We start from the raw sequence: 12,771 nt of genomic DNA on the forward strand, positions 1-12,771 counted from the left end.
CCCGCCAGTAAAGAACGGTAGCTAGCGATAGCTATTTCAGTAATAAGAATTGCAGGGCTCTAACTATGATGTATCTTCGAAAAAACACGTCAATCATTGCGGTTTTCATCGCGCTGTGCGCCTACTTCCCAACGCTTGCGATCGCTGATGGCATGCTAGAGGAAGTCGTGGTAACGGCCCAAAAACGCTCACAAAATCTTCAGGATGTGCCTGTTGCGGTGACAGCGTTTACCGGTGAACAGCTGCGTCAAGCCGGTGTTCGCGACATGTTCGAACTGGCATCCATCGCACCTAGTTTAAGAGTCACTCAATCGCAAAGCTCGTCTAATACGTCCTTCGGTATTCGGGGAATTTTCACCAGCACACAGAATTTCGGCTTAGAATCCTCCGTCGGCCTTTATGTCGACGGCATCTACAGGTCGCGACAGGGTTCAATGATCAATAATATGATCGATATCGCTTCGGTTGAAGTATTACGCGGGCCTCAGGGTACGCTTTTTGGTCGAAACACGCCCGCTGGAGCGGTGTTGCTGGAGACGGTGGCCCCTGACTTCGAAGGGTCAGGTTTTCTTAGCGGAGGCGTGGGCAATTACGAATTAGTCGATATCAGCGGTGCCAAATCATTTACGCTGATCGATGACGTACTCGCAGTGCGGATTACCGGCTTCAATATGGACCGCGATGGCTACGTTGACCTCGTCGGGAAAGAGATACAAGAGAATAACTCGCTGAACGACAGAGATCGCTGGGGTCTGCGCTTTCAGGCGCTGTATACGCCCAATGACGATCTCACCTTACGCTTTATTGGCGATCATTCAGAAGTTGACGAGGCGTGTTGTGCCGTCGGCAACTGGCAGACCAATTTCGAGACTCAAAATCCAGCGCCGCCAAATGCGATCATAGGCAGCGATACGGTAGTCCGTGATGATCTTGGCGGGACGGTGCTAAGTGGAGACGATTTTTATGACTACAAAGTCAGTGCTAGCTTTAAACCTGAATCGCAAAATACTGACGAGGGCATATCTCTCACCGCTGACTGGCAAACAGACTATTTTTTGCTCACCAGCATCTCGGCCTATCGCAAGCACGACGCCTATGACAAAGGGGACGTTGATTTTTATGATGTCGATGCGCTGATCAGAACCAATGACCTCGAGCAGGAGCAGTACTCGCAGGAGCTCCAGATCAGCGGCGATGCCTTCGACGACAAGGTGAACTATGTCGGGGGTCTGTACTACTGGAATCAGACTCTCAAGTCAGAGGCCAATACTATCCTAGGTGAGGACTCGGCTACCCTCGGCGGCTTTTTTGCTCTCGGGGCCCCGCTTCCCCAAGTCTTTTTACCCCCTGGATACACCGCCCGCAACAACGCCGATCAGAAGCACAACAGTTATGCCATTTTTGGTCAGGCAGACTACAACATCACAGAGCAGTTTGTCGTGACGGCCGGCTTGCGCTGGACCAAAGAAAATAAGGAGATGAGCGAACTGTTTACCGAGTTTCCTTGTGATCTACCGTTACCCCCAGGGGCGGAGTGTCCTCCCGGAGTTTACCAACTTACCGAGCTAGCGCCAAGGGCTGATATTGATGAGGACTTCGATGAGAACAAGGTCACCGGAACCCTCAAACTCAGCTGGTTCATGAACGATGTCACGATGTTTTACGGCTCCTACGGCACAGGCTATAAGTCAGGCGGGATCAACACTGACCGTATACCGGAGACAGCCGAAACCGTGTTTGACCCTGAGACTGCAGAATCGTATGAACTGGGCCTGAAGACCGAATTTCCAGATCAGGGCCTGCGGATAAATGTTGCTCTGCACAAGACAGATACCGAAGACCTGCAAACGATCTCGTTCCAAGGTGCAGGATTTGTTCTGGATAATGCCGGTACAGCCGAAACCTACGGCGGAGAAATCGATGTACTGTGGCTGCCTACTGACAACACCACTCTCACCCTCGCATACGCTTACAATCACGCGGAGTACGCGGATTTTCCTAACGGCGCCTGCTGGACGGGCACACCCTGGCAGGATGGCCCTAGAAACGCCGCTGGAGTTCCGGTACCCCCCAATGAAAGCGCTCCTGGTTCGGGTGTCTGTGATATTAGCGGCGGCTTAGTATCAGGCAATCCCGAAAATGTTGTGGCTATGACGGCCACCCAGCGTTTCCGTCTTGCCGACAACCTCGAAGGGTTCGCCTACGGCGAATATGTGTGGACCGGCGAACGTATGACCGATGTTAACAATGATCCGGAAAAGCTGGACGGCTCTTACGACGTTGTCAATCTGCGGGCGGGACTGGTGTTTGAACAGTACCAAACAACCCTCACCGTCTGGGGCCGTAATGTGCTCGATTCGGACTCGACCTCTACTATTGCTGACGCTCCTGTACAGACGGGTCGTTTTATCGCTTACTACAAAGAGCCCGCAACTTGGGGAGCTACAGTACGCTGGGATTTCTAGCCACCGGTCAATGACAGCACTTCATGTCCTCATGAGGTGCTTTATTCAACACAGAGGCCGCTCTGCAGGAGCTGCCTTCATCAACTTTCTTTTCTGTCTCATCCCTCTTCTAACGTCATCAAGCACGCTGTCCCTGATAAACGACGCCCGTCAGAGGACTTACTGTTACTGAGGCTCAGCCCGGAGTACTTCATTGTTTCTGGAATAGCGCCTGTGCATTCCTAGAAAACCGCTCTGCCTCTTTCTCTCCATGGTGTACGCTCTGTCGCATCATCAATTGTAATGTCACCTTATATGCCATAAGGTGGCAATGGGAATCACTCACCTATCGACAGGATCACACCATGACCACTCGCAGTAAACTATGGCTGACTAGCTTCACACTGTATGCCGTCTTCTTTTGCTGGTACACCGATTTCAGAGCCCCATTAACAGAGCAAGAGATCGATGAATTTGTCGCCGTGCGTCTTGCCGACGGTGCTGATCCAGCGCAGATCGCGCGAGCAGAAGATCTATTTCGAGGCGATACGGGACGCCAGTTTCTGATGTTTAATGCGATTGATTACAACGAGACACCTGATGATGTCGAGGGCGCTGAACCCGGCTCAAGCGCTGAAGAGTTAATGGCGCTTTATATGCAATATATGTTGCCCGCAATGCTGGCCAGGGGTTCGCACCCCGTGATTATGGGTGACACCTTCAGTGGGGCGATGGATTTAGTCGGCATAGATGGCGCGGAGGAATGGGACAGCGGCGCGGTATTGCGCTACCGCAGTCGACGCACGCTGATGGATATTATTGGCAACCCGGCGTTTAGAAGCGACTGGCATTTCAAGCACGCGGCGCTTACCAAGACCATAGCCTTCCCAATAGAAACCCAGCTGTATCTGGGTGACTTACGCTGGATACTAGGCCTATTGATGCTGGCAGTCACCGCTCTACTGGATGCCTTTGTCTTTACCAAAAAATCTGCCTAGGCTCTAGCCGGCTTGGCGACACAGTGCCTCCAACTCATGCAGCTGTGCACTAGCCACATACTCGACGAGTTGCGCCGAGGCAGTTTCCCGTCACCGGCTAGCTCCGCGCACGCCATGCATTCAAGCAATTGATTTAAATAGACATTTTATAAATATTGGCTGGCATTGTTGATCAGTGAAACGGGGCGAGCGAAATGCTACAATGCGCGCGTTTTCTCTAAGACGCGACCCACATGGCGACACCCCTATTTTCCCACCGCAAGTTTTGGGCAGAATGCTTCGGCCCAGCGCCTGAGCTGCCCATGTCCCGAGCAGAAATGGATGCGCTCGGCTGGGACAGCTGTGACATCATCATTGTCACCGGTGACGCTTACGTCGATCACCCCAGTTTTGGTATGGCGGTTATCGGACGATTACTGGAAGCTCAGGGGTTTCGTGTGGGCATTATTGCGCAGCCGGATTGGACGACTACCGCAGACTTTCAGGCTCTGGGAGAGCCTAACCTGTTTTTTGGTGTGGCGTCAGGCAACATGGACTCGATGATCAACCGCTACACGGCCGACAAGAAACGGCGCAACGACGATGCCTATACCCCGGGTAATACCGGAGACAAGCGTCCCGACCGTGCGGTGATTGTCTACAGCCAGCGCCTCCGCCAAGCCTACCGGCAGGTGCCACTGGTGATTGGCAGCATTGAGGCGAGTTTGCGTCGCATTGCTCACTACGACTATTGGAGCGATAAGATTCGCCGCTCCGTCCTGCTGGACAGCAGCGCTGACCTGTTGTTGTATGGCAATGCCGAGCGTGCAATCGTTGACCTCGCACACCGTCTTGCGGCAGGTGAACCCATCCACAAGATTCGGGATTTACGCGGTACGGCCTTTGTGCGCAAGCGCGTGCCTGATGGCTGGCAGGTTATCGACTCAACCAGTATTGATGTTGTAGGCCCAATCTCAAAGCCGATAGACCCCTATGTGGATACCGCAACCGCTAGCTGCGCTACACAGGTAGACGCTGCCGAGGTGGTGGAGCCGGTGAGATTTATGGGCAACATCAAAGACCATGAGGGAAACGCGGTAATCCGTATTCCCTCTTTCGAACAGGTTAGGAGCGATCCTGCCCTGTATGCACATGCATCTAGAGTACTGCATAAGGAAACTAACCCGCACAATGCCAGGCCGTTAGTGCAATCCCATGGCGACCGCGAACTCTGGCTCAATGCGCCACCCATACCACTGGAAACGGATGAGTTAGATCAGGTATTTGAATTACCGTATACCCGCGTGCCCCACAGTGTCTATGGTGATGCACGCATCGTAGCCTATGAAATGATCCGACACTCGGTCAATATTATGCGCGGCTGCTTCGGTGGCTGCACATTCTGCTCTATTACAGAGCACGAGGGTCGCATCATCCAGAATCGCTCTGAAGACTCTATCATTCGTGAGATCGAACAGATCCGCGACACATCCCCGGCGTTCACCGGCGTGATCTCCGATCTGGGCGGGCCCACGGCAAACATGTGGCGACTGGCCTGTAACAGCAAAGAAGTCGAGGCAAAATGCCGCAAGCTGAGCTGTGTGTTCCCCGGCATCTGTAAAAATCTTAACACTGACCAAATGCCACTGGTCAAACTTTATCGGCGCGCCCGCGGTGTCAAAGGGGTCAAGAAGGTCCTAATTGCCTCTGGGTTGCGCTATGACCTTGCGGTGCAAAGCCCAGAATATGTGAAGGAACTGGTCACCCACCATGTCGGCGGCTATCTTAAAATTGCGCCCGAACACACCGAAGGTGCTCCACTGTCAAAAATGATGAAGCCCGGCATTGGCTCTTATGAAAAATTTAGAGCGATGTTCGAAAAATACTCCATTGCTGCCGGCAAGAAGCAGTATTTGATACCCTATTTTATCGCAGCCCACCCTGGCACTTCTGACAGAGACATGATGAATCTCGCGTTGTGGCTCAAGGAGAACAAGTATCGGGCGGACCAAGTGCAGACGTTCTACCCTTCACCAATGGCGACCGCCACAGCCATGTACCATAGCGGCAAAAACCCGCTCAAGCGCGTTACTCATCACAGCGATAGCATGCCCACCGTAAAAGGACAGACCCAGCGCCGGCTGCACAAGGCATTTTTGCGTTACCATGATCCCGATAACTGGCCAACATTGCGCCAGGCACTTAAAAAGATGGGCAGAGCCGACCTAATTGGCAATGGCAAACATCAGCTAGTCCCTTCACGCCAACCGGCCAAGCATCACCCCGTGGTCAGCCCAGGCTCCAAGCCTTTCGCTACGCAACACAATGGCGTGGTGCGGGTCCCGCGCCAGTCAAAACGAAACTCTCGAGTGTAAACTTCACCCTGTTTCACAGTAAACATCCACCAATATTCACAAGGAAAATAGCGATGATCTTTGCACAATTAATACCCAGTTTTTTAGTAATACTGTTTTGTACTAATGCACTTGCCGGCGTCCCCACGATTGACGCTCCGTTGCCGCCATTGGCTATCACCGAGCGCGGTGAACTGACCCTGACCGATGATGAATTCAGTTTCATCCCATGGAGCTCAGAGGCAGGCCTGGGGAAAGTGCATGTAATACAGTATTTTGGCGCCACTATTGAACACAAAGATACGTTCAAGCCCTTCACTGACCTGCTTCAGAGCAGCTTCGAACCCGGAGCCATTAATGTCACGACCGTCCTGAATATGGATGCAGCCATGTGGGGCACGGCGGGGTTTGTAATGTCTGAGCTGAAAAAAAATAAGCGCATGCTCCCTCTGGCCATTATGGTCGTTGATGACAACGGAAGCGGCGTCATTGAGTGGGATTTAGGCAAAGCGGGTACTGGCCTGATTGTGTTGGACGACAAAGGCATTGTGAAGTACTTTTCGCGACAGGCGTTGAGTGAAGCAGAGATGGCATCAACGGTAGAATTAATGCGCGTAAACATCAAAAGGTAATCATTGCCCGCATGCTAACGTCATATTCAAAAGAAAATCACTAAGATCCGCAAAGGAATGGTTATGAATAAAAAAGTCCTCTACACCATTATGGTGCTGATAGTGGGCTTTTCCATCGCAGTGCTGATCAGCGTCAACAAGCAAGAAATTACAGCGGAGCCCTACCAGCAGCTTGTTCCCTCCGTACGTGTCACCCGGGTTCAAGCAGCAGCAGAACACCTGATTATTCATTCTCAGGGCACCGTTCAACCGCGCAACCAAAGTGAATTGATTCCCGAGGTGACCGGTCGTGTTACCTGGATGTCAGCGGCTATGGTCAACGGTGGGTCCTTCCAAAAAAACGAGATCCTCGTGCGCATTGATGAAGCAGATTATCTGACGCTGTTACAGCGAAGTGAGGCTGTAATGAAGCGCTCGGAGGTCGAATATGAGCTATCAAAGAATGAACTTGAACGGGTACTCAGTCTGCACAAACGTCAGCTGGCCAGCCAACAGCAACTGGATGACGCGCGACGCGCGGCGCAAGTCGACGAGGCCTCTCTGAGCGAGGCACGGGCGGGTCTGGAGCAAGCAGAGCGCGATCTTTCTCGCACAAAACTCCATGCACCTTTCGACGGACTGGTGCGCAATGAACGTGTCAACGTGGGACAGTTCGTCACCCGCGGAGAGAGCATTGGAACGATCTACGCAACGGACTATGTCGAGGTGCGCTTGCCCATATCTGTCGACCAACTCGGTTTCCTTGGACTGCCTGTATCCACCCGAGGACAAATACCTCCAAAACAGCGTCCGCCTGTCACACTGATCGCAGATTTTGGCGACACGCGCACGCTTTGGGAGGGTGAAATGGTAAGGCTCGAGGCCGAGTTCGACGAACGATCCCGCATGGTCTACGGTGTGGTCCGCTTGCACCTAGACAATGACGGGGAGAGTCCACTTCTGCCCGTAGGCCTGTTTGTACAAGCTGAGATTCGCGGACGCCGAGTGGATCAGGTTATACGACTGCCCCGCTCTGCCATGCGCGATGACAATCAGGTATTGGTGGTCGATTCCGACGACCGACTGCACTTCCGTCAAGTGAGCCTGGTACGTCAAGAGCACGATGACATTCTGGTCAGCAAGGGACTTAAAGGCGGTGAGTTGGTCAGCATTTCACCAATGCAAACCGTGGTTGACGGCATGTTAGTTAAACCCGTTATTGAATAAGTAGATTCTTGCGTGCATAAAATCATCCCATGGTTTATCCATAACGCAGTTGCGGCCAACCTGCTGATGCTAATTTTAGTTATTGGTGGCATTTTGGCACTGCCACAGATTCACCAGGAAGAATTTCCCACTCTCAACGTAGACGCGGTACAAATTCTTACGCCTTACCTCGGGGCCGCACCAGAGGAAGTAGAATCGGCTGTCTGTGTTCGAATAGAGGAAGCGATCAAGGGCAACGAGGGTATCGACAAGATAACCTCACAAGCGTCGGAAGGATTATGCTCCGTGACGGTCGAACTGGTTGCCGGCGTGGACAAAACTAAAATTGCCAACGATATCAAGAACAAAGTCGACGCTATCGATGCTTTCCCGGCAGAGACTGAGCAGCCGATCACGTCTGAAGTGAGCATCATTGCCACCGTATTTGAGATCGTGATCTCGGGGCCTGCAGATGAACGCACCCTAAAACTGATCGGCCAGCGTATGCGTGACGACATCGCCGCCCTCCCCGGTGTCTCCCAAGTGGCATTGCAATTTTCCAGACCCTACGAGATTTCAGTGGAGGTCTCTGAGCAAACACTCCGGCGTTACGGACTGACTCTCGCCACGATTGGTGAGGCCATTAAACGCTCCTCACTCGACATTCCCGGAGGATCAATCAAGACAGACGGCGGTGAAATTTTACTGAGGACCAAAGGCCAGGTATATCAGGGCAAGGGATTCGAGGATATCGTGGTATTGAGTCGCGCGGACGGCACCATCATCACTCTTGGTGAGATAGCGACCGTGGTCGACGGGTTTGAGGAGAGCGATCTACAGGCACGTTTTGATGGCTCTCCTGCTGTGTCGCTAAAAGTTTCGCGGGTGGGTGAAGAAGACATTATAGAAATCGCAGACCGTGTTAAGGCTTATCTAGAACAAGCACGTAAGGCAGTCCCTGAGGGCATCGCTATTACGATCTGGCAGGACGAATCCCAGGATCTTGTCGATCGCCTAGACGCCCTATCCCGCAACGCCCGCAGTGGCCTGCTACTGGTGCTGCTGGTCTTGACCCTGTTCCTGCGCTTTCGCCTAGCACTGTGGGTTGCCGCTGGTGTACCCGTCGCACTACTGGGCACCATTGCGATATTCCCGGCCGTCGGCTTGTCAATCAGCACCGTATCGGTGATGGGCTTTATACTCGTGCTCGGGATCTTAGTGGACGATGCTATTGTTGTGGGCGAACGGGTCTATGCACTCGAACAAGACGGCACTCCCCGAATAGAGGCCGCAACGAACGGCACATTGGATGTCTCATTACCCGTCATATTCGGTGTTCTAACGACCATGGCCACCTTTATCCCCATCCTCAATATTCCGGGCCCAATGGGCGGGTTTTATAAGCCCTTGGCCTATACTGTTATTGCCGCTCTAGCTTTCAGCGTCATCGAATCACAGTTGATACTTCCCTCGCACCTAGCACGCCGCACTGAAGAAATGGAACCCGGTACAAACCGTGTAGTCAATCGATGGCTCGCTCTACAGCACCGTATTTCAGGTTCGCTGCAAATCATGGCCACCCGGTATTACCAGCCGGCAGTAAACCTCGCCCTGCAATGGCGCTACCTCACGCTCGCATCTGGTGTTGTGATTCTAGCGCTAACACTATCCCTCTTCATCAGCGGACGCATGCAATTTCAATTCTTTCCGGCTGTGGAAGGCACCCATTTGTACGCAACTCTGACCATGCCCGAGGGGACGCCTGTAGAGAGCACCGCTTTAGCCGCGCGTCACATCGAAGCTGCAGGAGAACAGTTACGCAAGGAACTGGACCAGGACTTAGAAGAAGGTGAAGCCAGTAAAATCTCCCATGTCATCACTAGCATTGGCTCCCTAATACCCAAAGGCAGTATTGGCGGCCCAGGACGTGCAGCAAGCAACCTTGCTGAAATTGGCATCGAGCTCAACTTGCCGGGCGACTATTCAGGTGTATCGACCAGCACCTACGCCAATCGTTGGCGTGAACTGACCGGAAGTATTCCGGATGCTATCGAGCTTGGCTTTACATCGGAGTCGTTCGGTTTCGGCAAAGCCATTTCTATTGAGTTATATGGCAAAGATTTTGACCAATTACGCGATGCAGCAGCGCAATTGCGACTGGCACTGCAAACATACAACGGCGTCATGGACGTCAGCGATTCCTTTCGCGGCGGAAAGCAAGAGATCCAGCTCACCCTGCTGCCCGAGGCACGCCACCTTGGGCTGACCCTAAGCGACCTCGGACAGCAGGTAAGACAGGCATTCTACGGCTACGAGGCGCAACGTATTCAACGGGGTAAAGACGACATCCGCGTGATGGTAAGGTACCCGGAGGCGGAACGTCGCTCTCTCGGCAACTTAGAGGGCATGCGTATTCGTACCGCAGACGGCGTGGAAGTGCCATTCAACAGCGTCGCCAGAGCAACACTGGGACGAGGCTATACCACCATTCGTAGAGTTGACGGACAACGTGTTGTTACCGTGACCGCAGATGTCAATCGCACAATCACCACGCCTGAGGCAATCATCAGTACCGTCCAAAATAACGTGCTGCCAGACATTCTAAGTCGCTATTCCGGTGTCACCTACGGCTTGGCCGGAGAGGCAGAAGAGCGCAGTGCATCCATGGAAGCATTGCTAAGCAGCGCTCTACTGGCTTTATTGGTCATCTACGCGCTACTTGCGATACCGCTTCAATCCTATCTTCAGCCACTGATCATCATGAGTGTCATTCCATTTGGCGCCGTCGGCGCAATCATGGGCCACTACCTCCTAGGTATGGACTTGGTCTTTTTCTCTCTTCTGGGTATTGTCGCCTTAGCAGGAGTCGTAGTGAATTCCTGTCTGGTGCTGGTCGATCACATCAACAAAAAACGTCAAAGCGGATCAGAATTTATAGAGGTCGTGAGTCGTGCAGGCAGTGTTCGCTTTCGTCCTATTGTACTGACCAGCATTACAACATTCGTTGGTCTCATACCGATGATGGCTGACAAGACAATTTCTACGTCACTGTTCAAACCCATGGCAGTCTCTCTTGGTTTTGGCATACTGTTCTGCACCGTCATCACTCTGTTTCTGGTCCCCTGCCTGCTCCTCGTGCTGGAGGATTCTTTGCGCTTTCTGAAACGAATACGAAATACAGCCTGACGCTAACCCGGCAGTGACTTAATTTCAAAGCGTCCAAGACGCAAATAAACTGAAAGAAACTATCCAATTATTCATTTCAATTGATTTGTACTGTTCCCATTAATAGGCTATTTTTACTCCTCACCTCTTAGGTGATAAAAAAAATACCCTCTAGGAGACACGCAATGTCATTAAAGAACAGTAAAACCGAACAAAACCTTAAAGACGCTTTCGCTGGCGAATCCCAGGCCAACCGTCGTTATCTTTACTTTGCCGCCAAAGCGGATATCGAGGGCTATAACGATGTTGCCTCTGTATTTCGCTCTACCGCCGAAGGTGAGACTGGACACGCCCATGGCCATTTGGAATATCTGGAAGAAACCGGTGATCCAGCGACGGGGCTCCCCATCGGTCCAACGTCTGACAACTTGAAGGCTGCTATCGCCGGAGAAACGCACGAGTACACGGATATGTATCCGGGCATGGCCAAGACGGCACGAGACGAAGGCTTCGACGAGATTTCAGACTGGATGGAGACCCTAGCCAAGGCTGAGCGCAGTCATGCGAACCGTTTCCAGAAAGCGCTGGACAGTATGGACGACTGACTCTCTTTTATGCGGGTTAGCGAACATGCTAACCCGCGACTTCCCCGATAAACTTTATGACATACCGAGGCGCTGCATTGTGAGAGAAGGTAACCTCGAGGCCCCGACTCGCCATCCCATTGACTGGAAGTCTGAAGACTTCTGGGACAAGACAAGCCTGGAGAATGAGCTCGAACGCGTCTTCGATATTTGCCACGGCTGCCGTCGCTGCGTCAGCCTGTGCGACTCCTTTCCCACCCTATTCGACCTAGTAGACGAATCCTCTACCCTGGAAGTTGACGGTGTCGACAAAGCAGAGTACAGCAAGGTGGTCGACCAGTGCTATTTATGCGATCTGTGCTACATGACCAAGTGTCCCTACGTTCCTCCTCACGACTGGAACGTGGATTTTCCGCACCTGATGCTGCGAGCCAAAGCCATCAAGTTTAAAGAAGAGGGCGCAAAACTCCGGGACAGAGTACTGACCAGTACCGATACCGTATTCGCTATGACCTCAATCCCTCTTATCGATATCACCGTCAACGCACTCAACAGCAATGTCGGGTTTCGCAAGGTATTGGAGTCCACCGTGGGCATTCATCACAAGGCACCCATACCAAAATTCCACAGCAATACACTGCGTAAACAAGTTAAGCCCCTGATCCGTGACATTACTCCGACGGTCATAGGTAAAACCACAGGCAAGCTTGCGCTTTACGCCAGCTGTTACGGCAACTATAACAGCCCACACATCGGCACTGATTTCATCAAAGTTTTTCAGCATAATGAAATGCACATCGATATGGTCCCGAAAGAAAAATGCTGCGGCATGCCAAAGCTGGAACTGGGTGACTTGGAATCAGTGAACGCACTGAAAGAAGCGAACATACCGATACTGGCCGGACTGGTAGACGAAGGTTATGACCTGACTGCACCGATCCCGTCCTGCGTTTTAATGTATAAGCAGGAGCTACCCCTGCTCTACCCCGATGATCCTGACGTTATAAAAGTACAGGCTGCGTTTTTTGACCCTTTTGAATACCTGTGGCTGCGACACAAAGGCGGCGCACTGAAAATCGAGTTTCCTAATGCACTGGGTGATATCGCTTACCAAGTCGCGTGCCACCAACGCGTGCAGAAAATTGGATTGAAAACACGTGATGTACTGAATCTAGTGCAGGAAACAAACGTTACCGCACTGGAGCGATGTTCTGGTCATGACGGAACCTATGCGGTTAAAAAAGAAACCCACGATAAATCTGTAAAAATAGCGCGCCCCGTTGTGCGCAAGGTGGACCAGCAAGACCCGGATCACTTCATGAGCGACTGCCCAATGGCTGCCGCGCACATTACCAATCTATCAGAAAAAATTGATAAGACCGAACATCCCATGACGCTTTTGCGCATGGCCTACGGTCTATAGCTTCAGG

General features: G+C 52.2%; 8 protein-coding genes. All 8 read left to right on the forward strand.

Annotation, left to right across the window (positions count from 1 at the left end):
* The first annotated feature begins 65 nt into the window (after positions 1-65).
* The 8 genes from ABXT62_RS09270 (at position 66) to ABXT62_RS09305 (ending at position 12,764) form a co-directional block, all read left to right on the forward strand.
* On the forward strand, positions 66-2,465 hold the full coding sequence (locus tag ABXT62_RS09270) for a TonB-dependent receptor (protein WP_415354961.1): 2,400 nt from the start codon (positions 66-68) through the stop codon (positions 2,463-2,465).
* A gap of 344 nt (positions 2,466-2,809) precedes the next feature.
* Positions 2,810-3,442: a hypothetical protein gene (locus ABXT62_RS09275; protein WP_415354962.1), complete on the forward strand. Its 633-nt coding sequence runs from the start codon at positions 2,810-2,812 to the stop codon at positions 3,440-3,442.
* A gap of 233 nt (positions 3,443-3,675) precedes the next feature.
* The gene (locus tag ABXT62_RS09280) at positions 3,676-5,796 is read left to right on the forward strand and encodes a YgiQ family radical SAM protein (RefSeq protein WP_415354963.1); all 2,121 of its coding nucleotides are present in this window, start codon (positions 3,676-3,678) and stop codon (positions 5,794-5,796) included.
* A 53-nt stretch (positions 5,797-5,849) separates the two neighbouring features.
* Positions 5,850-6,407 (forward strand): YtfJ family protein, encoded by a 558-nt coding sequence (locus ABXT62_RS09285; RefSeq protein ID WP_415354964.1) that lies wholly within the window; start codon positions 5,850-5,852, stop codon positions 6,405-6,407.
* Between the two features lie 63 nt (positions 6,408-6,470).
* Positions 6,471-7,613, forward strand: a complete 1,143-nt coding sequence (locus ABXT62_RS09290) for an efflux RND transporter periplasmic adaptor subunit (protein ID WP_415354965.1) — start codon at positions 6,471-6,473, stop codon at positions 7,611-7,613.
* Between the two features lie 12 nt (positions 7,614-7,625).
* Complete coding sequence (locus ABXT62_RS09295) at positions 7,626-10,778, forward strand: efflux RND transporter permease subunit (protein ID WP_415354966.1); 3,153 nt, start codon at positions 7,626-7,628, stop codon at positions 10,776-10,778.
* Positions 10,779-10,942: 164 nt separating this feature from the next.
* A complete protein-coding gene (locus ABXT62_RS09300) occupies positions 10,943-11,362 on the forward strand; it encodes a rubrerythrin family protein (RefSeq protein WP_415354967.1) in 420 nt (139 codons plus the stop codon).
* 79 nt (positions 11,363-11,441) lie between these two features.
* Positions 11,442-12,764, forward strand: coding sequence for a heterodisulfide reductase-related iron-sulfur binding cluster (locus tag ABXT62_RS09305; protein ID WP_415354968.1), 1,323 nt, complete (start codon positions 11,442-11,444; stop codon positions 12,762-12,764).
* Positions 12,765-12,771: the final 7 nt, after the last annotated feature.

Origin of the sequence: Halioglobus sp. Uisw_031 (assembly GCF_047729875.1) — a bacterium.
Classification (GTDB): domain Bacteria; phylum Pseudomonadota; class Gammaproteobacteria; order Pseudomonadales; family Halieaceae; genus Marimicrobium.